This is a genomic window from Xanthomonas sp. NCPPB 2933, from assembly GCF_056725225.1.
In genome coordinates this window covers 3,675,940-3,697,660 of record NZ_CM161518.1, presented here as the reverse complement: position 1 = coordinate 3,697,660, position 21,721 = coordinate 3,675,940, and the positions used below count along the sequence as shown (strand labels likewise).

General features: G+C 65.3%; 19 protein-coding genes and 1 pseudogene. 5 read left to right on the top strand and 15 right to left on the bottom strand.

Annotation, left to right across the window (positions count from 1 at the left end):
* Positions 1-78: 78 nt before the first annotated feature.
* From rseP to AC1PLU_RS15185, 15 genes and pseudogenes are all read right to left on the bottom strand, one after another.
* Complete coding sequence (gene rseP / locus AC1PLU_RS15255; protein WP_481106655.1) at positions 79-1,425, bottom strand: RIP metalloprotease RseP; 1,347 nt, start codon at positions 1,423-1,425, stop codon at positions 79-81.
* 26 nt (positions 1,426-1,451) lie between these two features.
* Positions 1,452-2,642, bottom strand: a complete 1,191-nt coding sequence (locus tag AC1PLU_RS15250; protein WP_481106654.1) for a 1-deoxy-D-xylulose-5-phosphate reductoisomerase — start codon at positions 2,640-2,642, stop codon at positions 1,452-1,454.
* Between the two features lie 2 nt (positions 2,643-2,644).
* Entirely contained in the window at positions 2,645-3,472 is an 828-nt protein-coding gene (locus tag AC1PLU_RS15245) for a phosphatidate cytidylyltransferase (protein WP_349779039.1), read from the bottom strand.
* Complete coding sequence (gene uppS / locus AC1PLU_RS15240) at positions 3,469-4,230, bottom strand: polyprenyl diphosphate synthase (RefSeq protein WP_481106653.1); 762 nt, start codon at positions 4,228-4,230, stop codon at positions 3,469-3,471. Before uppS ends, AC1PLU_RS15245 begins: the two co-directional genes overlap by 4 nt.
* Positions 4,231-4,247: 17 nt before the next feature.
* A complete protein-coding gene (frr, locus tag AC1PLU_RS15235; RefSeq protein ID WP_006452832.1) occupies positions 4,248-4,805 on the bottom strand; it encodes a ribosome recycling factor in 558 nt (185 codons plus the stop codon).
* Between the two features lie 189 nt (positions 4,806-4,994).
* Positions 4,995-5,717 carry a UMP kinase gene (gene pyrH / locus AC1PLU_RS15230; RefSeq protein ID WP_006452833.1) on the bottom strand — a complete coding sequence of 241 codons (723 nt, stop codon included), beginning with the start codon at positions 5,715-5,717 and terminating at the stop codon, positions 4,995-4,997.
* 107 nt (positions 5,718-5,824) lie between these two features.
* A complete protein-coding gene (locus AC1PLU_RS15225; protein ID WP_095574863.1) occupies positions 5,825-7,348 on the bottom strand; it encodes a sensor domain-containing diguanylate cyclase in 1,524 nt (507 codons plus the stop codon).
* Positions 7,349-7,627: 279 nt separating this feature from the next.
* Positions 7,628-8,506 (bottom strand): translation elongation factor Ts, encoded by an 879-nt coding sequence (tsf, locus tag AC1PLU_RS15220; protein ID WP_023903439.1) that lies wholly within the window; start codon positions 8,504-8,506, stop codon positions 7,628-7,630.
* Positions 8,507-8,676: 170 nt separating this feature from the next.
* On the bottom strand, positions 8,677-9,516 hold the full coding sequence (rpsB, locus tag AC1PLU_RS15215) for a 30S ribosomal protein S2 (protein WP_023903440.1): 840 nt from the start codon (positions 9,514-9,516) through the stop codon (positions 8,677-8,679).
* A 638-nt stretch (positions 9,517-10,154) separates the two neighbouring features.
* Complete coding sequence (locus AC1PLU_RS15210) at positions 10,155-10,862, bottom strand: fimbrial biogenesis chaperone (protein ID WP_481106652.1); 708 nt, start codon at positions 10,860-10,862, stop codon at positions 10,155-10,157.
* A 2-nt stretch (positions 10,863-10,864) separates the two neighbouring features.
* The gene (locus AC1PLU_RS15205) at positions 10,865-11,191 is read right to left on the bottom strand and encodes a hypothetical protein (protein WP_023903442.1); all 327 of its coding nucleotides are present in this window, start codon (positions 11,189-11,191) and stop codon (positions 10,865-10,867) included.
* Between the two features lie 48 nt (positions 11,192-11,239).
* Positions 11,240-12,274, bottom strand: a complete 1,035-nt coding sequence (locus AC1PLU_RS15200; RefSeq protein ID WP_268212153.1) for a Csu type fimbrial protein — start codon at positions 12,272-12,274, stop codon at positions 11,240-11,242.
* Positions 12,271-14,621, bottom strand: a pseudogene (locus AC1PLU_RS15195) (fimbria/pilus outer membrane usher protein). The gene AC1PLU_RS15200 and the pseudogene AC1PLU_RS15195 overlap by 4 nt, the downstream one beginning before the upstream one ends.
* A 16-nt stretch (positions 14,622-14,637) precedes the next feature.
* Positions 14,638-15,408: a fimbrial biogenesis chaperone gene (locus AC1PLU_RS15190; protein WP_115038081.1), complete on the bottom strand. Its 771-nt coding sequence runs from the start codon at positions 15,406-15,408 to the stop codon at positions 14,638-14,640.
* 8 nt (positions 15,409-15,416) lie between these two features.
* Positions 15,417-15,941 carry a Csu type fimbrial protein gene (locus AC1PLU_RS15185; protein WP_481106651.1) on the bottom strand — a complete coding sequence of 175 codons (525 nt, stop codon included), beginning with the start codon at positions 15,939-15,941 and terminating at the stop codon, positions 15,417-15,419.
* Between the two features lie 318 nt (positions 15,942-16,259).
* Between AC1PLU_RS15185 and map the strand changes: the two genes are divergently transcribed.
* The 5 genes from map to AC1PLU_RS15160 are packed head-to-tail and all read left to right on the top strand — an operon-like array spanning position 16,260 to position 21,684.
* Positions 16,260-17,036 (top strand): type I methionyl aminopeptidase, encoded by a 777-nt coding sequence (map, locus tag AC1PLU_RS15180; protein ID WP_481106650.1) that lies wholly within the window; start codon positions 16,260-16,262, stop codon positions 17,034-17,036.
* Positions 17,033-19,642: a [protein-PII] uridylyltransferase gene (locus AC1PLU_RS15175; protein ID WP_481106649.1), complete on the top strand. Its 2,610-nt coding sequence runs from the start codon at positions 17,033-17,035 to the stop codon at positions 19,640-19,642. The genes map and AC1PLU_RS15175 overlap by 4 nt, the downstream gene beginning before the upstream one ends.
* 17 nt (positions 19,643-19,659) lie before the next feature.
* Positions 19,660-20,859, top strand: a complete 1,200-nt coding sequence (gene dapD / locus AC1PLU_RS15170) for a 2,3,4,5-tetrahydropyridine-2,6-dicarboxylate N-succinyltransferase (RefSeq protein WP_481106648.1) — start codon at positions 19,660-19,662, stop codon at positions 20,857-20,859.
* A 14-nt stretch (positions 20,860-20,873) separates the two neighbouring features.
* Positions 20,874-21,326 (top strand): hypothetical protein, encoded by a 453-nt coding sequence (locus AC1PLU_RS15165; protein ID WP_023903450.1) that lies wholly within the window; start codon positions 20,874-20,876, stop codon positions 21,324-21,326.
* Between the two features lies 1 nt (position 21,327).
* A complete protein-coding gene (locus AC1PLU_RS15160; protein WP_481094400.1) occupies positions 21,328-21,684 on the top strand; it encodes an arsenate reductase in 357 nt (118 codons plus the stop codon).
* Positions 21,685-21,721 lie beyond the last annotated feature (37 nt).

Sequence of the window (21,721 nt, the reverse complement as noted above, 5' to 3'; positions counted from 1 at the left end):
ATCCGGTTGGAGTCGATTTCGGGTGTTGCTGGATGCCGACGTATGACGACGACAACAGGCGGAAAGGGTGGAGCGGTTTCATCGTGGAAGCAGGCCGAGGATGTCGTTGTAGAACGCCAGTCCCATCAGCCCTGCCAGGAGCGCCAGGCCGACATATTGCCCGGCAATCATGGCCCGTTCGCTGATCGGGCTGCCCTTGATCAACTCGATAAGGTAATACAGCAGATGCCCACCGTCCAAGATCGGGATGGGCATCAGGTTGATGATCGCCAGGCTGAGCGACAGCAATCCCAGGAAATACAGGAACCAGTCGAGCCCGCGTTCGGCCGAGGCATTGGCGGCGCGCGCAATTGTGACCGGGCCGGAGATGTTTTTCACCGAGGCCTGGCCGGTCAGCATGCGCTTCATCATGCCCAGCGAATCGGCGGTCATCTTGCCGGTTTCGCGGATGGCGGCAGGGACGGCGGCGAACAGGCCGTACTGCTGGCGGCTGTCGTAGGCCGGGGCTGGTGCGGGGGCAAACCCCACGCCCAGCATCCACTGTCCTTGCGGCGATTTGCGCGGGGCAATTTCCAGCGCCAGCCGGTCTTCCCCGCGTGCGACCTCGATCATGCCGTTCCCGCCCTGCGCGCCCAGCGTCTGCAGCTGGGCAGGAATCTCGTCGGCCGAGCGGATCGGCTGGCCATCGATGGCGACAATGCGGTCGCCCGGCTTGAGCAGGCCCTCTGCCGCAGAGCCGGCGACCACCTGACCCACCACCGGCGGCTGCAGCATGAACTGCCAGCCGATACCGGCCAGCGCGGCCACGCGGCGCTCGTCGAAACCGGCCGGCAGCTGCGACAGGCGCAGGGTGTGCTCGCTGTTGCCGGCGCCCTCGGCGGCGGTCAGCACGCGGATATCGCGCCTGTCCATCGCTGCGGTGGTGAGCTGCATGCTCGCATCGCTCCAGCTGCTCACGTTGCGGTCGTCGATCCGCACGATGCGCTCGCCAGGCGTCAGCCCGGCTTCGGCGGCCAGGCCATCGGCACGGCCGACGGTGGCCGAATAATCCTGCTTGCCGACCACGAACATCGCCCACAGCATCGCCATGCACAGCAACAGGTTGGCGATCGGGCCGGCCGCGACAATCGCGATGCGTTGCCACACCGTCTTGCGATTGAAGGCCTCATCCTGCTCGGCCGGATGCACCTCGCCTTCGCGCTCGTCGAGCATCTTGACGTAGCCGCCCAACGGAATCGCGGCGATCGCAAACTCGGTGCCGTGGCGGTCGCGGCGCATCCACAACGGCTTGCCGAAACCCACCGAAAAGCGCAGCACCTTGACGCCGCAGCGGCGCGCGACCCAGAAGTGCCCGAATTCGTGAAACGTCACCAACACGCCCAGGCTGACGATCATCCACCAGACCGAACCGATGAAATCACCCATGGATGCAACTCGGCTGCGTGGATCGATCAGGCATGAAAGGAATGATGGGCGAGGGCGCGTTCAGTGATCTGCCGGGCTTGGGCATCGGCAGAAAGAAGGGTGTCGAGGGTGTCGGCATTGTGCCGTGGGAGCGTTGTCAGTGTGTGTTCGACCAACGCAGGGATCGCTAGGAAACCCACTTTGCCCTGAAGAAAGGCTGAAACAGCCACTTCGTTGGCCGCGTTCAGGATCGCTGGCGCGGTTCCACCGGCCTCCAGTGCCTCCCAGGCCAGCCGCAGACACGGAAATGCGGCGGTGTCCGGTGCCTCGAAATCCAGTCGCCCCTGGGTCAGCAGGTCCAGCCCGGCAACGCCCGATTCGACCCGCTCCGGCCACGCCAGGCCGACTGCCAGGGTGGTGCGCATGTCCGGCAGGCCCAGCTGGGCCAGGGTGGAGCCGTCGACGAATTCGACCAGCGAATGCACTAGGCTTTGCGGGTGCACCAGTACATCGATCTGCGCGCCGGGCAGGCCGAACAGATGATGCGCCTCGATGACCTCCAGGCCTTTGTTCATCAGGGTCGCCGAATCCACCGAAATCTTCGGGCCCATCGACCATTTGGGGTGCGCGACCGCTTGCGCCGGGGTGACCGCGCTCAGCGCGGCGCGCTCCCAGCCGCGGAATGGCCCGCCGGAGGCGGTCAGGATCACCCGACGCACGCCACGGCTGGCGTCGCAGGAGCGCAGGCACTGGAAGATGGCGCTGTGCTCGCTGTCGATCGGGATGATCTCCGCGCCCGCCGCCGCCGCGGTGCGGGTCAGCAGCTCGCCGGCAAGCACCAGCGATTCCTTGTTGGCCAGCAGCAGGCGCTTGCCGGCGCGTGCGGCGGCAAGGGTCGAAGGCAGGCCGGCGGCGCCCACGATGGCGGCCACCACGGTGTCGCAGGCATCGCTGCCGGCCAGTGCATCCAGCGCCTCGCTACCGGCATGCGCCTGCGTGGCCAGGCCGGCCGCACGCAAGCCATCGCGCAGCGCCGGGTACATGGAGTGGTCGGCAATCACCGCATGCGCGGGTCGATGCGCGGCGCATAGCGCCAGCAATGCCTCGACCTTGTTACCGGCCGACAGCACGCTGGCGCGCAGCCGCTCGGGGTGACGGGCGATCACATCCAATGCCGACGCACCGATCGAGCCGGTGGCGCCGAACACGGCGACCTGACGGAGAGAGGAGCCAGCCATGCCTAGAATCCGAGAATTTCCTTGCCGAGTGCGAACACCGGCAGGGCGGCGAGCACGCCATCGATGCGATCCAGCACGCCGCCGTGGCCCGGAATCACCGCGCCCGAATCCTTGGCGCCGGCGTGGCGCTTGAGCAGGCTCTCGAACAGGTCGCCCAGCACCGAGGCCAGCACCGCAATGGCAGAGACCAGAATCAGCTGCGGCACATGCGCCAGGGTCAGACCGGCCAGCCAGCCGAATGCACAGGCGACCACGATGCCGGCAAGCATGCCGCCGAGCAGGCCTTCGATGGTCTTGTTCGGGCTGACCCGCGGCGCCAGCTTGTGCTTGCCGAACGCGCGACCGGCGAAATACGCGCCCGAATCGGCCGCCCACACCATGGTCAGCGCGGTCAGCAACCACAGGTTGCCCTTGTCCGGATTGGCATGCAGCAGCACCAGCGCGGCCCAGGCAGGCAGCACCGCCAACGTGCCGGCGGCCAGCTTGAGCGCACGCGCCTGGCCGTTGCCGTGGTCGGCGCCAAAGGTGAAAAAGCGCAGCCAGAGCAAGGCCAGCAGCCACCAGGCGACACCCACCAACGCGGCAATCTGGAACAGCACCATGGAGCCGGCCGACGCCCACACCATCAGCACCATCAGCAGCAGATTGAGCATCAGCAGCACGGTGCGCGGCAGGCTGTCGTCGATGCCGGACAGCTTGAGCCACTCCCACAGGCCGGTCAGGAACAGGATCGCCGCCAGCGCTGCCAGCCATTGGGTCGGCAGCAGCACGATCGCGCAGATGGCGAGCGGCGCCATGATCAACGCGGCAATCACGCGGGTCCTGGTCATGCGGAGGGGGTCTCTGTCGCCTTGTCGGCAATCTGGGCGCTGGTCAGTCCGAAGCGACGTTCGCGCCCGGCATAGTCGTCCAGCGCCTGCTGCAGCACCGCGGCATCGAACTCCGGCCACAGGGTTTCGGTGAACCACAGTTCGGTATAGGCCAGCTGCCACAACAGGAAATTGCTGATGCGGGTGTCGCCACCGGTGCGGATGAACAGATCCGGCGCCGGTAGGTCGGCCAATGCGATCCGGCTGGCCAGCAGGGCTTCGTCGATCTGCTGCGGCTGCAGACGGCCGGCAGCCACTTCTTCGGCCAGTGCACGTGCGGCCAGCGCGATGTCCTGGCGGCCGCCGTAGCTGGCAGCGATGCTCAGCACCAGCCGCGAGTTGGCGGCGGTGATGCGCTCGGCGCCGGCCATGCGCTCGCGCAACGGCGCGGCAAAGCGGCTGCGGTCGCCGATGAAACGCACTTGCACGCCACGCCGCTGCAGTTCGTCGACCTCGCGATCAAGCGCATGCAGGAACAACTTCATCAAGGCATCGACTTCCTCCTGCGGGCGGCCCCAGTTTTCACTGGAGAACGCGAACAGGGTCAGCGCCGAAACGCCTTTTTCCAGGCAGAAGTCGATGGTGCGATTGACCGCGCGCGCGCCCGCGCGATGGCCGATCATGCGCGGACGGCGCCGACGCTGCGCCCAACGCCCATTGCCATCCATGATGATGGCGATGTGGCGCGGCACGGCGGCAGCGGAGGGTTCTGCATGCATGGCAGGCGATGCCACGATCAGACCGTCATCAGTTCCTGTTCCTTGCCCTTGACGACCTCATCCACGTCCTTGATGGCCTTGTCGGTCAGCTTCTGGATGTCGTCTTCGGCGCTGCGCGCCTCGTCTTCGGTGACTGCCTTGTCCTTGAGCAGATCCTTGACCTGCTGGTTGGCATCGCGCCGGATGTTGCGGATGGCCACCTTGCTGTCTTCGCCTTCGCCATGCACGGACTTGCTGAGCTCCTTGCGGCGCTCCTCGGTCAGCGGCGGCAGGTTCAGACGGATCACGGTGCCGACCACGGTCGGGGTCAGGCCCAGATCCGAGGCATAGATCGCTTTTTCGACGTCCTTGATCATGCCCTTGTCGAACAGGCTGATGACCAGCGAGCGGCCTTCGGAGACGCTGATGCTGGCAACCTGATTCAAGGGGGTGTCGGTGCCGTATGCCTTGACCTTGATGTTGTCCAGCAGCGCCGGAGAGGCGCGGCCGGTACGCACGGTGGTCAGGGAATGGCGCAGAGCATCGATGCTCTTGGTCATGCGCGTGAGCGCGTCTTGTTTGATCTGGTTGAGCATCGCCGGAATCCGTGTGGAACTGAATCCGGGGATTATAGCCGGGACTGCGTTTTGAGACTTGCCGGCTGGCAGGGTCCTGCGCAGCCGGTTCACTTGCGGCGCCGCTTCAGCCCGGCGGCGCTATCGGTCAGGTATCAGCGCAGTTGCTGGAACGGCGCTTTTGCGATTCCCCAATCCCGATTCCCAACCTCAGCTCCGGCCCTGAACCAGCGTGCCGATCTGCTCGCCGTGCAGGATGCGCAGCAGCACGCCGGGCTCGCTCATGCCGAAGATGCGCAGCGGCAGGTCGCTGTCGCGTGCCAGGGCGAAGGCGGCGGTGTCCATCACTTCCAGGCCCTGCATGATGACCTGGTCGTAGGTCAGGGTGTCGTAACGCACCGCATCGGTGTGCTTCTTCGGGTCCTTGTCGTAGACGCCGTCGACCTTGGTTGCCTTGAGCAGCAGGTCGGCGCCGATCTCGATCGCGCGCAGCGCCGCGCCCGAGTCGGTGGTGAAGAACGGGTTGCCGGTGCCGGCGGCGAAGATCGCGATGCGGCCCTTTTCCAGATGACGGATCGCGCGCCGGCGGATGAAGTCTTCGCACACGTCGTTGATCTTGATCGCGCTCATCACGCGCACCTTGGCGCCGAGCTTTTCCAGCGCGTCCTGCATGGCCAGTGCGTTGATCACGGTGGCCAGCATGCCCATGTGGTCGCCGGTGACGCGGTCCATGCCGCTGGCGGCCAGACCTGCGCCGCGGAAGATGTTGCCGCCGCCGATCACCAGTGCGACCTGCGCGCCGGCCTGCTGCGCTTCGATCACTTCATGGGCGAGGCGATTGATGACTTTGGGGTCGATGCCGTAATCCCCGTCTCCCATCAGCGCCTCCCCGGAAAGTTTGAGAAGAATGCGGCGATAGGGAAGTGCAGACATGGGGGAAACCTCGGTGTGGGGGATCGGCAAACGCCGGCAAGTCTAGCGGAAGCCTGTCACCGGGCGTGGTAAAAATTCGCTTGTCGGGGCGTGACGTGATGCGTTGCTCAGTGCGCGCGCGGCGGCTGCGGGGCTGGCACATCGGTCGCATCGTAAGCGGTGACACGGTTGCGGCCGCGATGCTTGGAGCGATACAGCGTGCTGTCGGCAGCCTGCAATAAATGCTCGATGCTCTCGAACTGGCGGCCGCCGCCGCCATGCGTGGCCAGCCCTGCGGAGAAGGTGATGTGCAGCGGTCCGCTCTGCAATTGCGCCATCGGCGTGCGTGCGGTTTCGACCAGGATGCGCTCGATCACCATCAACGCCGCGTCGGCTGTGGTGTTGGGCAGGATCACCAGAAATTCTTCGCCGCCGTAGCGTGCGACCAGGTCGCTGGTGCGCACCATCCGCTGCAGTGTCTGCGCAAAATTGCGCAGCACTTCGTCGCCGATCAGATGCCCATGCGAGTCGTTGACGCGCTTGAAGTCGTCCAGGTCGATGAAGGCGATCGACAGCGGCCAGCTCTGGCGTGATGCAAGCTCGAATTCGTGCTCGAGCGCAGTGCCGAGCTGGTGCCGATTGAACACACCGGTGAGTGCGTCGCGGCTGGCCTGTTCGGCCAGATGACGCATGCGGTTTTCCGATTCGTCGGCATGCCGGCGCGCTTCGGCCACATCCTGCAACTCGCGCAGGCTGCGCAGCATCGCCAACTCGCGGGCCTGCTCGAAGATCATCTGGATGTGCTCGGGCTGCGGCACGCGGATGTCGAACAGGGCTTCCAGTTCGGGCAGCGATTCGGCGATGCGCTCGATCACTTTTTCGAAGCGTTCGGCGTCCAGTTCCAGCACCTGCTGGGCCTGCTGTTGTGCGTGTTCGGTGGCGGTGACCGCGCTGGCCGACAGCCAGATATCGGCCAGCCGCCCGGACAGCGCGACACAGGCCATGAACGGTTCCAGGCTGGCTGGCTCCTGTTCGCTTTGCGCGATCGCGTTCTGCAGATACGGCGGCAACTGCCATTGATGCGCAAGCCAGGCGCCGACCTCGGCATGGGTTGCGCCCAGGTGCTCGCGCTCGGCTTCCAGCAACGCGGTGTTGTCCGGTGCCTGTTCCAGCAGCGGCGCATACAGCGCGGGTGCGCCTTGCAGCAGAGCCAGTTTGCCGATGTCCTGCAGCAGGCCGGCCAGCATCAATTCTTCGGGTTTGCGGATGCCGTAGGCCTGCCCGAGGATGCGGCTGGCCAGTGCGCACAAGCCGGCACGCCGCCAGATACGATCGTGCAGCGGATGCGCGGTGAAGGTGCTGCGCACGCCGTGCACCATCGAAAACCCAAGTGCCAGGCTCAAGGTGGCGTTGAGGCCGAGCATGGTCAGCGCCTGGCCGAGGTTGTCGATGCGGCGGCGGCTGGCGTACAGCGGCGAATTGGCAACGCGCAGCATGCGTGCGCTCAATGCCATGTCCATGCCGATGACATTGGCCGTCGCGGTCATGTCCACATCGGGGTCTTGCGCAAGTTCAATGATGCGCAGCGCGACGCCGGGCGGCGATGGCAGATTGCGGCAATAGTGCAAGGCGGCTTGGAGGTCTGGTTGCATGATTCATCGCCGACAGTGAGCGCAAGCATACAGCTGCGTTCGTTGAGTGGGGCACGCCAAGCTTTGCAATCGCTGCGTTGCGATGTGCGCGTTCTGGACGCTGAGAGCCTTGTCGGCATTCAGATTTAGCGGCCACCGTCACAACATCTGTAGAGTCGAGGTCGGTTGTCGGTGCGGTGTATGCGTGCGCTTCAGCTTTGAGCGTCAGTGCGGATGCGCATCAGGTTTCAGGCAAAAAAAAGCCGCGGCATGCCGCGGCTTTTTTGCGTGTGGCGAAGATCAGGCCAGGCCGGCCTGCTTCATCACTTCGGCGGCGTAGTCTTCCACCACCTTCTCGATGCCTTCGCCAACGGCCAGGCGCTGGAAGCCGATCACCTCTGCACCGGCCGCCTTGACGGCCTGTTCGACGGTCTGATCGGTGTTCAGCACGTACGGCTGACCGTACAGCGTGACTTCGTTGATGATCTTGCTGATCTTGCCGCTGATGATCTTTTCCAGGATCTCGGCCGGCTTGGACTTGTCCTTCTCGGACATCTTGGCCAGTTCGATTTCCTTTTCCTTGGCAACGAACTCGGCCGGAACGTCGGAGGCCTTGACGTGCGGCGGGTTCATCGCGGCGATGTGCATGGCGATGCCGCGTGCCAGCTCGATGTCGCCACCCTTCAGCTCGACCAGCACGCCGATGCGGCCGCCGTGCACGTAGGCTGCGACGTTGTTGGCGCTGTCGATACGCACCAGGCGACGCACCTGCAGGTTCTCGCCGACCTTGGCGATGACTGCAGCGCGGCGCTCTTCGATGGTCTCGCCGCTGTCGAGCTTGACGCTCTTCAGCGCTTCGGCATCGGCCGCATCCGAGTTCAACGCGGCGGTGGCCACGGTCTCGGTGAAGGCCAGAAAGTTCTCATCCTTGGCGACAAAGTCGGTTTCGGAATTGATTTCGACCAGTACGGCCTTGCCGCCAGCCTGGGCGGTCGCGATGCGGCCTTCGGCGGCAACACGGTCGGCCTTCTTGTCGGCCTTGGCCAGACCCGACTTGCGCAGCCATTCGGCAGCGGCGTCGATGTCGCCAGCGTTTTCGACGAGTGCCTTCTTGCACTCCATCATGCCGGCGCCAGTGCGCTCGCGCAGTTCCTTGACCAGGGAAGCAGTGATTTCCATGGAATTACCTCGTTTGGACGAATGCATGCGGCGGAGATGTTCCGCCAATGAGGAGACGGCGCAATGTGCTGGCCGCCCCCGTAGATGTCTTCAGTGGCCCGGGCGACGGGACGCCATGGTCCCGTCGGGGCTGCGGCCGCACAGCATGGTGCGGCCGCATTGCAGGCCGATTACTCGGCAGCAGGAGCAGCCGGAGCTGCGGCATCGGCCGGAGCGTCAGCCTTCTTTTCGGTCTTCTCGGCCTTCTTGGCCGGGGCGCGACGGCCCTTGCCTTCGTCGGCGGATTCGGCCGAGAACTCTTCTTCGCGCACCGAAGCGGAGTTCGGAGCAGCAGCCTTGCCTTCCAGCACGGCGTCGGCAGCGGCGCGTGCATACAGCTGCACGGCACGAATGGCGTCGTCGTTACCCGGGATGGCGTAGTCGACCAGGGCCGGGTCGTAGTTGGTATCGACCACGGCGATCACCGGGATGCCGAGCTTCTTGGCTTCCTTGATGGCGATATCTTCATGGCCGATGTCGATCACGAAGATCGCGTCGGGCAGGCGGTTCATTTCCTTGATGCCGCCCAGCGAGGCGTCCAGCTTCTCGCGCTCGCGACGCAGGCCCAGCACTTCGTGCTTGACCAGCTTCTCGAAGGTGCCATCGGTCTCGGCCGCTTCCAGTTCCTTCAGGCGCGCAACCGACTGCTTGACGGTGCGGAAGTTGGTCAGCGTGCCGCCCAACCAGCGCTGGGTCATGAACGGCATGTTGCAACGCTCGGCTTCTTCCTTGATGGACTCGCGCGCGCTGCGCTTGGTGCCCAGGAACAGGATGGTGCCGCGCTTCTGCGCGATCGAGGAGAGGAAGTTCATCGCGTCGTTGAAGAGCGGAACGGTCTTCTCGAGGTTGATGATGTGGATCTTGCCGCGCGCGCCGAAGATGTACGGCGCCATCTTGGGGTTCCAATAACGGGTCTGGTGACCGAAATGGACGCCGGCTTCCAGCATCTGACGCATGGTGACTTGGGGCATTGAAGTAATTCCTGGTAGCGGAATCGCCGTGCGCGGCTTGTTGTTGAAAAGTCCGCACATGGATGTGCGGGCTGTTGCGAGGGACTCGCATCAAAACGCACATGATTCCGGGGTTGGGCTTCCCTGTCGCCTCCGTGTCGAACCCCTCGCGGGGCACCCCGGCACGGATGGCGGCGGCAGGTGTGAATTCGTCGGTGACGTCCGACGTGGACGACGCAATGCGTAAAGACGCAAAACAGCCGGCGGAGTATAGCCGGCAGGGCGCGTCTGCGCAATTGGTCGGATTGGGGACGTCCAGCTGCGCTGAAGCTCAAGGTCTTCGCGCCTTGAGAGGTGCATTGGAGGTGTGGATGCGTTGGGGCAGAGCGGCTGGTCTGTTGATTGGCTGCAGGGTCCTTGCCCGCCTACCATCGCGGGACACGCCGCAAGTACATCCATGTAGGCTCTTACGCGGCATCCATGCCGCGTAAGGTCCCGCGACGGTGGGCGGGCAAGGACCAGTGGAGATGGTCGGTGTGCATGGTTGCGAGCGGTGAATGCGACGCGGCGGTCAGATGCGGTGCGGCCTGATTAGCTCAGTTCGATCCAAACAACTGAGCGGTTTCGTCAGCCACCCTAAAAGATTCCCGATTCCCGATTCACGGCTCAAGCGTCAGCGTGGTCTCGATGTCGCTATTGATGCGCGCCACGAAGCGGCCGCTGCCGGTGGGCAGGTTGGCCGGTAGTGCCCATTGGCGGGTTTGGCCTGGCAACACGTAACCGGCCAGATCATCGCGGATGCTGCGGCGGGTGCCGCCGGCATCGATGTAGGCCAGATCGGCCAGCCGTGCATGGCTGAGCCCGGCGTTGTGCACGCTCAGTGCGCGTCCGCCGCCGTGGCCGGACAGGGTGGTCCGCAGCACCGGATTTGGCGCGGCTGGCTGGCGGGGCAGGGCGAATACCGGGGTGGAATAACGCAGCAACTCGGTTTCGTCGCTGGTGGCGTGTTGGGTCACCACCAGTCGATAGCTGTCTTCGGTCTGCACCGGGCTGGGGCCGAGCCGGATCACCCGCAACAGCTGGCGCCCTTGCGACGGGATCTCGAAATGATTCGGGCTGACCGTGGCGCCGGTGGCGGGTTCAAGTACTTCGCGCTCGCCATCCTGCCGCCAGCGGTAGAGCTTGGCTTCGGCGCGCCATGGCAGCGCGGCCTGGTTGTAGAGCCAGACCGTTGCCTGATCGCTGTCGGCCGGGATATGCGCAGTGGTCGGTGCGATGGCGATCTCGGCAGCGACGGCGCCGCCGTCGATTGCGACGCAGGCCAGCGCAACTGCGATCCAGCAATGAAGGGAGCGTCGCGTGGCCATGGTCAGAACGCGATCGTGGTGATGCGTGCGGCGGTGGCCGGCGCAGGGCCTGCCAATGCGCTGGCGTCCTGGCCGGTGCTTGCGATGGCTGGTGTTTCGGCGGCACGCGCCGGCTGGGCAATCGCCATCGGCGTGCCCCTGGAACAACTGGCGCGCGGCGGCGTGGTGCGCAGCTCGCAACCGCTGAGCAGGCGCAGGCCGATGTGCAGGGTGGAATTTTCCGGGCCGCGGCTGGCCGCCGCATTGGCCACAGACGCGCTGCAGAACAGAGCAAGCAGCATCAGGCGCTTCAGGAGAGTGACCGGCATCATGAAGGCAATCGTTTGCATTGGAGACGTAACAAATAGCGACGTCCCGGATGCGAACTTGATTAACTGTCAATAAGTGATGGAGACGGTCACCGTGTCGTTGTAGTCGCCTGCGATGGGGAGTTGCGGTGCGGGCGCGCGGCCGTAAACGGTCACCGTCTGGGCCACTCCGTTGCCGGTGCCGCTGAGCGTATCGACGCCGATGCTGGTCCCCCAACGGCTGCCGCGGCCGACGTCTCTGTAGAGCTCATAGGCGATGTAATTGGCGCTGCTGGAATGCCGCATGCGGCGGAGACTGCCCGTGGCGTTGATGCCGTCGCCCAGGCCGATGTTCCAGGCGGTGCGGTTGGTGCAGGTCAGGCTGATGGTGGAGCTGCGGTCAATGGCGGTGCTGATGGTGCCGGCAATGCTGCCGAAATCCAGGTCGGTGGTGACGTAGGTATTGCAGCGTGCCGGCACGTTCGCCGAGGCGGTGAACGGGAAGGCGTTGCTGGCGGTCTTGGCGCCGCTGCCGCCGGCCATGCAACTGCCCGGAAGCGGTGGGATGCCGATGATGCTTTCGTTGTAGGCATAGCGCAGCACGGTGTCGGCGCCGCCGAAACTGCTGGTGTGGTTGCCGACCGACAGGATCTGGTTGGCCGGAATGCGTCCGTACAGCGTGATGGTGGCCGTCTGCGAGCCACCGGTGATCACCGGGACGCCGTACGACAGCGTCAAGGTGCGCGGCGACGGCGTTGTCGATCCGGTGGCGCCCCAGATCTGGGTACGCGTGGCATCGCTGTAGACCTGGAAGTCCAGGCTGTCGCTGGTGGAGTTGAGCATGCGGCGTGGTGCATACAGCCCGCTGCTGGCACTGCCTGGCCCCAGGTCCAGGCAAAGGCTCACTTGTGCATAGCCCAGGACGCTGAGCGCGGCGGTTGCGCAGGAGACGTTGAGCGTTGCCACTGCATCGGTGGTGCCATTGGCTGCCACATTGCCGAACGCCAATGGCGTGCCCAGCGTGACGGTACACGTGGTGTCGGCCTGCGCGCGCTGGCTTGGTGTCAGCCATAACATCGCGATAGCCAGTGCAATCACCAGGCGCCAGAGGCCGTGCAGGTTCATGGCGTTTTCTGCTCGGTGACGCATTGCAGTGGTCCCACCCGCGGAATACCGCTCGGGTTGGCCGGATAGGTGAACTGCGCGCTGCAGCGGCCCTGCGGCAAGTCGACCAGCAGGCGGTTGTCGCTCTGCAGATTGTCCAGATAGGTTTCGCCGTCGTAGCCGACCACCACGCGTTCGGCATCGCCCTCGCGCTGCACCACGCTGCCCACCGGCAGCGGGGCGCCTTGTGCGTCGTGCAATACGATGATCGCCGCACGCACGCGGGTGATGCCGAAGCGCACCGCGACGCCGGATTGCTGGCGCGGCGTCACTGCGGTATCGACGCGGTCCACGCGCAGATCTGCCGGCAGGTTCAAGGTGTCGATCGACAACTGGTTGCGCTGCCACGATTGCAGCGGGGTGACCAGTAGCGTGCCGCGCGCATCGGTGACGCCAATCAGGCGATTCTCCAGCCGCACCGGAATGCCGGCCTGGCCGTCGGTGGACACCACCGCAAACGCATCCTGGATATCGCGCGCGGCAAAGCCGCGCCCGTTCATCCACACCAGGCTGCCGCTGGCGCTGGCATAGCCGAAGTTGTCGCCATCCTGATTGGCCGCGCCGAGGTTGTAGCGGCCGACCCGGTTCAACCAGCCAAGTTCGGCCAAGCCGCCGCTGGCATCGTCGCCGGCACGCCCCTGCAGGCGCCAGCCGATGCCGCCCAGGTCGCCGTCGCCCGGCAACGGCTGGCTGACATCAGCCACAAATCCGGTGCGATTGCCGTTGCGCTGCATCGAGGCGCTGGCCTGACGCAGCTCGCCGAAGGTGGTCGATAGCGACAGATACAGGCTGCGATCGCTGCGCACGTCCAGGTTCTGATTGCCGGACAGATTGGCCGCCCAGTTGCGCCCGAAACTGCGCGACCAGAACACGCTGGCATAGCGCGAGGTGTCGCCTTGCGGATAGCTCAGCCGCACGTAGCTGGTGCCGAGCGAGCCGATCGGAGCGACGTTGACGCCGAACACTGCGCGGTCGCTGATGCGTGCCGGCAATGCGCCCTGCAGCGCGCCCAGGTCGCGGTAGTCGCCGTGGGTGCGCTGGGTGCCGAGATTGAAGTTGAAGCGACGGTTGTTCCAGGCATAGCCCAGCACGTACTGGCCGCCACGCAGCGCATCCATCTGGCTATGCGCATAGGCGATGTTGAACACCCCGCCCACGCCGAGCAGCCAGATCCCGCCGGCACCGGCATTGACCACGCCGCCGCCGGCTTCGGCATGCGCCTCGATGGTGAAATCGTCGCGCAGGCCCTTGCGTAGCGTGGCGCTGGCAACCGTGCGCGCATCGTAGGAAAACGAGCGCACGCCGTAGTCCTGGCGCAGGTGGCCGATCCCGGCCGACCATTCGGAGATGCCGCGCGCCAGCAGTTGCGGGGTGCCGTAGAACGCGAAGTCCAGCCGGCGCACGCGGCCGAACGCATCGGTCACCACGATCTGCGCCTGGCCGGTGCCGCTGATGCCCGGTTGTGCGGCCAGCTGAAACGGCCCGGCCGGCACCTGGCCGCTGTATTGACGCAGGCCATCGACGTACAGCTCGATGGTCGAAGGCACCGCCGCTTCGCCCAGAAAACTCGGCGTCGGCGTCAACACGCGATAGGGCTGCAAGGCGTAATTGCGGCCGATCTGCACGCCGCCCAGGCGGATCGAACGGCTCCAGTCGACGAAGCCGCTGTAGAAATCGCCAACGCTGAGGCTGGTAGCGGTGTCCGGGAAATCCATCTGCCAGGCGCTGTCCAGACGCACCGCTTCGCTGCGCCATCGCTGGTCCTGCGGGCGGTCGTAGGCCAGGAACACGGCGGTGGTGTCGACCATGCCGCGGCCGATGCCGAAGCCGCGCAGTTCGGTCGCCAACGACACGCTGCTGGCACCGGCATTGCGCGTGGCATAGACGTCGTAATTGAGCAGCATGCCCGGGGAGGCGGTGGCGCTGGGCGGGGCGACTTCTTCGGCTTTCAACACCGTGGTGGAGAGCGACAGCTGCGCCAGCGGTACCTGCAGCGCCAGCCGCTGCAGCGCGGCGTCGTAGCGCACTTCCACATCGGGCAGGCGATCCAGATCGACCAGCTCGCCGGCGCTGCGGTCGGCCAGGATGAAGCCTAGCTTGCGCAGCGTTCGACCGACCCACGCAGGTGGCCGTCCACCAGTTCGAACGGCGCCAGGCCGCGGTCGGCCTGATTCAGGGTGACATCCAGGTACAGCGTCTGCGGCAGTGCGCTGGCGCTTTGCGGGGTTTGATCGGGCAGCGCGGCAACGTCGGCCAGATCGACAGCCGCGGCGCTTCCCAGGCAGGTGGCGGTCGCGAGCAGCGTCATCGCCAGCCGGGCCGTGTCACGGCGCTGTCGGCGTTGCCAACAGGGTGCGTTCGTCCGCCTCACCATTGATCCTTGCGATGATGGTGCCGCGGGCGAACTGCGCCAGCGGTGCACCCAGCGACCAGCGCATGGTCTGGCCGGGCAGTACATAGCCCACCAGTCCGTTCAATGTGGTCTTGGTCGCGCCATCGACCCGATGCTGCAGGTCGGCGACCTGGGCATGCCCATTGCCGGTGTTGCTGATCTGGATCTGCGCATTGCCGTCGCTGCCGGCCACCACTTGCGTGCTCAAGGTCGGCGTGGGCTCGGCTTTTCCGGGCGGCAGCACGAAGATCGGCACCGAGTAGCGCAGCACGAACTGCATGCCCTTGCGGTCGGCATCGGCGTTGGGCAATTCGTCGACGATGATGCGGTAGCAGACTTCCTGGCTGGTCGGCGCAGGCCCGGCGCGGATCACCCGGATCAACTGGCGCTCGCCGGCGGCCAAGGTGCGCATCGGTGGGCTGACCAGCAGTTCCTGGGTCGGGTCGAGCTGGTCCTGCCCGTCGCGCTGGGTCCAGCGATAGGCGCGGGTCTGCACCTGCACCGGCACGCCGCCGCTGTTGCTCAGCCACAACCCGTCGGCGGACTGTTCTGCGCTCAGCGTCAGCGAGGTCGGTGCCAATTGCAGGCTGGCTGCGCGCGCCGATAGCAGCGGCCAGGCGCTGCTCAGCGCGAGCGTCAAGACCATTCCGGTCGTGACCAGCCACGCCGGCATGCGAGACGACAGGCGGTGGTGCAAGGGCATGCGCGCGCTCAATAGACGATCGTGGCGGTGATCGTGTCCTGGTACGCACCGGTTGCCGGATTGTTGGCGGACGGGTTGGTCACACGGCCGTAGACCGGATAGACCTGGTTGATGCCGGTGGCGGTACGACTCAGCGTATTGGTGCCGCTGGTGCTGCCCCACACCGTGCTGCGTCCCAGATCCTGATACAGCTGGTAGGCGATGAAGTTGTTGGTGGTGACCAGCGCATCGGTGTTCTTCATGCGGCGGGTGGTGACGTCGTTGGCGGTGCCGGCATTGCTGCCTGCGCTCAAGGCGATGTTGTACGGCGTCAACGCGGTGGACTGTGCGGTCACGCTGCCGTTGGCGTCGGCATTGGCAGTCGAGGTGGACAACACCGAGCCGAAGTCGACGTCCGTCGCAGACGCCGCCGTAATGGTGCAGGCCTTGGTGACGGCGATCTTGACGTTGAATGTGGTGGTATCGGCTGCTGTGGCAACGCCAATGGTCGAGAGCAGGCCGAGGGACAGCAGGACAGGACGGACAGTACGCATGGACATTTCCTTGACCGGTCTGGTCATTGGTGACGCGACGACGTATCGCCCTTCCTCCAATGCATCAGCTGTGCCAAACGATAACGCCGAATTCACGCGCTATCTAGCTGTTTAATCTGGTTCTTTTCGCAAAATTGGGATGTCCTGCGGATGACTCCGTTAATGGAGACTTTGACGCTCCTCGAACTACGTCACACATGAATGCGCGGTGACGCCAGTTTTTTGCTGCACCGTCCGCTTCCGCCGTAACGGCGTGTTTTGCAAAAAACGGCTGCGCGGGTCGTTCAGATTCAGCCCGAATCGGCGATAATCCGGACCATGAGCGTCAATCTAAAAACTAAAGAAGAAATCGAACTGATGCGCGTCGCCGGCCGCCTGGCCGCCGAGGTGCTCGACATCGTGGCCCCGCACGTGCAACCGGGCGTGACCACTGCCGAGCTCGACCGCATCTGCCACGACCACATCGTCAACGTGCAGGGGACCATTCCTGCCAATGTCGGTTATCGCGGCTTCCCTAAGAGCGTGTGCACCTCGGTCAATAACGTGATCTGTCACGGCATCCCGAGCGCGGCCAAAGTCCTGAAGGAAGGCGACATCGTCAATATCGATGTCACCGTCATCAAGGACGGCTGGCACGGCGATACCAGCCGCATGTATTACGTCGGTACGCCGTCGGTGATGGCCAAGCGCCTGGTCGATACCACCTACGAAGCGATGTGGCGCGGCATCCGCGCGGTCAAGCCGGGTGCGACGCTGGGCGATGTGGGCCATGCGATCCAGAAGTATGCCGAGGCCGAGCGCTTCAGCGTGGTGCGCGATTACTGCGGTCACGGCATCGGCAAGGTCTATCACGACGAGCCGCAGGTGATGCATTACGGCCGTCCCGGCGAAGGCCTGGTGCTCAAGCCGGGCATGACCTTCACCATCGAGCCGATGATCAACGAAGGCACCTACCACCATAAGACGCTGCCCGATGGCTGGACCGTGGTCACCAAGGACCGCAAGTTGTCCGCGCAGTGGGAACACATGGTCGCGGTGACCGAAGACGGCGTGGATGTGCTGACGCTGTCGCAGAACGCGCCCGCCCCGGTATGACGGCCACGCCAGCGGATCGACCCGACCCGGGTGTCGCCGGCGATGCCGAGTGGGCCGCGCAGGCCCGTCCGCTGCTGGTGCATGCGGACATGCGGCTGTGCAAGCGCTTCGATCAGGGTGAACCGATCGAACGCCTGGTGGCCTTGCGCGCACGCGCGGTCGACCAATTGATGCGCAATGCCTGGACGCGCTGCATCCCGGCCGATGCCGGGTTGTCGCTGCATGCGGTCGGCGGTTACGGGCGCGGCGAACTGTTTCCGCGTTCGGACGTGGATGTGCTGGTGCTGGGCGAAAGCGCGTTGCAGCAACAGCATGAGCAGGCCCTGGCGCGCTTGTTCGCGTTGCTGTGGGATGTGGGCTTGCCGATCAGTCATGCGGTGCGCTCCGCTGCGCAGTGCACCGCCGCTGCAGCCGACCAGACCGTGCTGACCGCATTGATCGAATCGCGCCCGCTGGTTGCAGGGAGCGAGGCGCGCGCGGCACTGGCCGCAGCGATCGCCCCGCAACGGGTCTGGCCGGCTCGCGAATTCTTCCAGGCCAAGCGCGAAGAACTGCTGGCGCGGCATCAGCGCTTTGGCGACACCGCCGACAATCTGGAACCGGACATCAAGGACGGCCCTGGCGGCTTGCGCGACCTGCAGACGCTGGGCTGGATGGCGCTGCGCGCCTTCGGCGTCAAGGATCTGGAAGCGCTGGTCGGGCTTGGCCATGTCGGCTTCGACGAGGCTGCAGCGCTGCGGCGCGAGCGCGAAGAACTGGCGCGGCTGCGCTTCGGTTTGCATATCGTCGCCAACCGGCCGGAAGAACGCCTGCGTTTCGACTATCAAAAGACCCTGGCGCAGCGGCTGGGGTTTGCCGACGACCCGGAAAGCCTGGGCGTGGAAAAGATGATGCAGCGCTTCTATCGCAGCGCTGCATTGATCCGTCGCATCAGCGACCGGTTGTTGCAGCGCTTCGAGGAGCAATTCGATGGCGAAGCGGTACCGGAACCGCTCGGTGGCGGCTTCAGCCTGCGCCGCGGCTATCTGGCCGCCGACGCGGATGATTGGCCGGCCGGCGATGTGCTGCAGGTGTTCGCCTTGTTTGCGCAGTGGGCGGCGCACCGCGAGGTGCGCGGCCTGCATTCGCTGACCGCGCGCGCGCTGGCCGAGGTGCTGCGCGAGTTGCCGGCTTACGACGTGGCCGACGCCACCGCGCGCGACCGTTTCATGGCGCTGCTGCGCGGCCCCCGTGCGATGGAAACGCTCAATCGCATGGCGCGCCTGGGTGTGTTGGGCCAGTGGATTCCCGCATTCGCCAGCGTGTCCGGGCGCATGCAGTTCGACCTGTTTCATGTCTACACGGTGGACCAGCACACGCTGATGGTGCTGCGGAACATCGCGCTGTTTGCGGCCGGTCGCGCCGACGAGCGTTTTTCGATCACGCATGAAGTCTGGCCGCGCTTGCGCAAGCCGGAATTGCTGCTGCTGGCCGGTCTGTTTCACGACATCGCCAAGGGCCGCGGCGGCGATCATTCCGAGCTGGGTGCGGTGGATGCGCGTGCGTTCTGCCAGGCGCATCGGCTCAGCGAAGGCGATACCGCCTTGGTGGCCTGGCTGGTGGAGCAGCATCTGCGCATGTCGGTGACCGCGCAGAAGCAGGACATCTCCGACCCGGAAGTGATCCATCGTTTCGCCACGCTGGTGGGCACGCGCGAACGGCTGGATTATCTGTATCTGCTGACCTGCGCCGACATCGCCGGCACCAGCCCCAAATTGTGGAATGCCTGGAAGGACCGGCTGCTGGCCGATCTGTATTTCGCTGCGCGCCGCGCCTTGCGCGAAGGTCTGGAGCATCCGCCGCCGCGCGAAGAACGCCTGCGCGAAGCGCGCGAGTCCGCGCGTGCGCTGATGCAGGCGCAAGGCCACGACGATGCCACCATCGATCGTCAGTTCGCCGGCATGCCGGACGAGAATTTCCTGCGTTTCCGTCCCGAGCAACTGGCCTGGCAGGCGGTTTCGCTGATCGAAGTGCAGATCGGCCAGACCACGGTCAAGGCGCGTCGCGCAGTGCCGGACAACGACGCACTGGAAGTGTTTGTGTACTCGCGCGACCGTGACGGGTTGTTCTCGGCGATCGTCTCCACGCTGGATCGCAAGGGTTACGGCATCCACCGCGCGCGTGTGCTGGATGCACCCAACGATGCCATCTTCGACGTGTTCGAAGTGCTGCCGCAGGACAGCTCTGCCGATGGCGACCCGCAGCGTCTGGCTGCGGCCTTGCGTCAGGTGCTGGCCGGCGACCTGCAGAAGGTGCGTCCCTCGCGGCGTGCGGTGCCGCGCCAGCTGCGCCATTTCCGCTTTGCGCCGCGCGTGGAATTCAGCGAAAGCGCTGGCGGCCGCCGCACCCGCATCAGCCTGGTCGCGCCCGATCGTCCCGGCTTGCTGGCCGACGTGGCCAACGTGTTGCGCCTGCAACACCTGCGCGTGCACGACGCGCGCATCGCCACGTTTGGCGAGCGCGCCGAAGACCAGTTCCAGATCACCGACGAGCACGACCGCCCGTTGTCCGAATCCGCCCGGCAGGCGCTGCGCGATGCGCTGTGCGCCTGTCTCGATCCTACCTAGCACCTCCGGAGACCCCCATGGCTACCAAGAAGACTGCGCGCAAGCAGAGCGCGACCACGACCAGCGCAGCGCCTGCGCGCGCGACCGCAAAGAGCAGCAAGGCGAGCGGCAAGCCGAGTGACAACAAGTCGGTCGGCAAGCCGGTAAGTAAGGCAGTCAGTAAGTCAGGCAAGCTGCCTGTTGCGCGCAAGGCCACCGCTGTCGCAGCTGCCGACACCAAGGCTGCTGCCAAGAAAAGCGTTGCGAAGAAGATTGCCGCCAGCGCACCGCGCGTGGCCAAGCAGCCGACCAGCGTAGTGTCTGCGCCGGCGGCCAAAAAGACTGCCGCTGCGAAGAAACTGCCGATCGCCGAAAAGGCCGTGCACGGCGTTGCCGCGCAGGTGGGCACTGACGAACTCAAATTCGGTATCGAGAGCGCATTCGAGCGCCGCGCCAGCTTGACCATCGACGAAATCGACGGCTCCACCCGCGCCATCGTCACCCGCGTCATCGACGGATTGGAGAGCGGCGAGTTCCGCGTCGCCGAGCCGGACGGGCAGGGCGGCTGGACCGTCAACGAGTGGCTGAAGAAGGCCGTGCTGCTGTATTTCCGTGTCAACGAGATGGCGGTAATCGAGGCGCAGCCGGCGCCGTTCTGGGACAAGGTGGAATCGCGTTTTGCCGGTTTCAACGAGGCCGAGTTCCGCAAGGCCGGAGTGCGTGTGGTGCCGGGTGCGGTGGCGCGTCGCGGCAGCTATTTCGGCAAGGACGTGGTGCTGATGCCGAGCTTTACCAATATCGGCGCGTACGTCGGCGAAGGCAGCATGGTCGACACCTGGGCCACGGTGGGTTCGTGTGCGCAGATCGGCAAGCACTGCCATCTGTCCGGCGGCGCCGGCATCGGCGGCGTGCTGGAGCCGCTGCAGGCCAGCCCGACCATCATCGAAGATCATTGCTTCATCGGCGCGCGTTCGGAAGTGGTGGAAGGCGTGGTGGTGGGCCATCACAGCGTGATCGGCATGGGCGTGTTCATCGGCCAGAGCACGCGCATCTACAACCGTGCCACCGGCGAAATCTCGTATGGCTATGTGCCGCCGTATAGCGTGGTGGTGTCCGGGCAACTGCCGTCCAAGGATGGCTCGCACTCGCTGTATTGCGCGGTGATCGTCAAGCAGGTGGATGCCAAGACGCGCAGCAAGACCAGCGTCAATGAGCTGCTGCGTGGCCTTGCCGATTGAGCACGCAACCGAACATGCACCAGGACATCCTCTCCAGGGCCGCATCGCGCTGGATGAGGTGGGGCATCCCGGCATTCTGGCTGGGCTGGGGCGTGCTCTACACGGTCGGTGTGCTGACCCGCGATCCTAGGGTCACAACCGGCGGGCCGTGGCATTGGATCGTGCCGGCGCTGGTAGTGGTGATGGCCGTGCGTTGGCTGCGGCAACCGGCGCGCTGGGCACAGGTGTACGACGCCGGCGATGCCTTGTTGGTCGAGCGCCAGGGACGGCGGCAGCGCATCGACCTGCGTGACTTGCGCGCAGTCGAGCCGGCCTGGCTGATTCCGCCGGTGCGCCTGGCACTGCAGGTGCAGGCCGGCGACGCACCGGTGATCTTCCTGCCTGCCCACGGCCGGTCGCCCGAACTGCTTGCCACCGACCTGATGGCGCGCGCCGATGCGCGCCGCGCAACCACAGGAGCTGCATGACATGACCACGCTATACGGACTCAAAAACTGCGACACCTGCAAAAAAGCCACCAAGTGGCTGGACCGCTTCGATGTCGCCTACACCTTCGTCGATTACCGCGATCACAAGCCCGAGCCGGAGACGCTGGTGGCGTGGGCCGAGCAGGCCGGCGGATTCGATGCACTGATCAACAAGTCGTCGACCACCTGGCGGCAACTGCCGGACAACCGCAAGGCTGCAGCCAGCGCAGCCGAATGGAAACTGCTGCTACGCGAGTATCCGCAACTGATCCGCCGCCCGGTGGTCATCACCGATGACGGCCAGCTCAGCCAGGGATTTTCGGACAACGGTTTCAAGCAGCGCTTTGACGTTGCGTGATCCGGTGCTGCCGCAGCTCCCAACTTCTCCAGTGATA

Bases quoted from the DNA above. Each gene is read 5' to 3' on its own strand.
- rseP (WP_481106655.1), bottom strand. From the start codon at position 1,425: ATGGGTGATTTCATCGGTTCGGTCTGGTGGATGATCGTCAGCCTGGGC.
- AC1PLU_RS15250 (WP_481106654.1), bottom strand. From the start codon at position 2,642: ATGGCTGGCTCCTCTCTCCGTCAGGTCGCCGTGTTCGGCGCCACCGGC.
- AC1PLU_RS15245 (WP_349779039.1), bottom strand. From the start codon at position 3,472: ATGACCAGGACCCGCGTGATTGCCGCGTTGATCATGGCGCCGCTCGCC.
- uppS (WP_481106653.1), bottom strand. From the start codon at position 4,230: ATGCATGCAGAACCCTCCGCTGCCGCCGTGCCGCGCCACATCGCCATC.
- frr (WP_006452832.1), bottom strand. From the start codon at position 4,805: ATGCTCAACCAGATCAAACAAGACGCGCTCACGCGCATGACCAAGAGC.
- pyrH (WP_006452833.1), bottom strand. From the start codon at position 5,717: ATGTCTGCACTTCCCTATCGCCGCATTCTTCTCAAACTTTCCGGGGAG.
- AC1PLU_RS15225 (WP_095574863.1), bottom strand. From the start codon at position 7,348: ATGCAACCAGACCTCCAAGCCGCCTTGCACTATTGCCGCAATCTGCCA.
- tsf (WP_023903439.1), bottom strand. From the start codon at position 8,506: ATGGAAATCACTGCTTCCCTGGTCAAGGAACTGCGCGAGCGCACTGGC.
- rpsB (WP_023903440.1), bottom strand. From the start codon at position 9,516: ATGCCCCAAGTCACCATGCGTCAGATGCTGGAAGCCGGCGTCCATTTC.
- AC1PLU_RS15210 (WP_481106652.1), bottom strand. From the start codon at position 10,862: ATGGCCACGCGACGCTCCCTTCATTGCTGGATCGCAGTTGCGCTGGCC.
- AC1PLU_RS15205 (WP_023903442.1), bottom strand. From the start codon at position 11,191: ATGCAAACGATTGCCTTCATGATGCCGGTCACTCTCCTGAAGCGCCTG.
- AC1PLU_RS15200 (WP_268212153.1), bottom strand. From the start codon at position 12,274: ATGAACCTGCACGGCCTCTGGCGCCTGGTGATTGCACTGGCTATCGCG.
- AC1PLU_RS15190 (WP_115038081.1), bottom strand. From the start codon at position 15,408: ATGCCCTTGCACCACCGCCTGTCGTCTCGCATGCCGGCGTGGCTGGTC.
- AC1PLU_RS15185 (WP_481106651.1), bottom strand. From the start codon at position 15,941: ATGCGTACTGTCCGTCCTGTCCTGCTGTCCCTCGGCCTGCTCTCGACC.
- map (WP_481106650.1), top strand. From the start codon at position 16,260: ATGAGCGTCAATCTAAAAACTAAAGAAGAAATCGAACTGATGCGCGTC.
- AC1PLU_RS15175 (WP_481106649.1), top strand. From the start codon at position 17,033: ATGACGGCCACGCCAGCGGATCGACCCGACCCGGGTGTCGCCGGCGAT.
- dapD (WP_481106648.1), top strand. From the start codon at position 19,660: ATGGCTACCAAGAAGACTGCGCGCAAGCAGAGCGCGACCACGACCAGC.
- AC1PLU_RS15165 (WP_023903450.1), top strand. From the start codon at position 20,874: ATGCACCAGGACATCCTCTCCAGGGCCGCATCGCGCTGGATGAGGTGG.
- AC1PLU_RS15160 (WP_481094400.1), top strand. From the start codon at position 21,328: ATGACCACGCTATACGGACTCAAAAACTGCGACACCTGCAAAAAAGCC.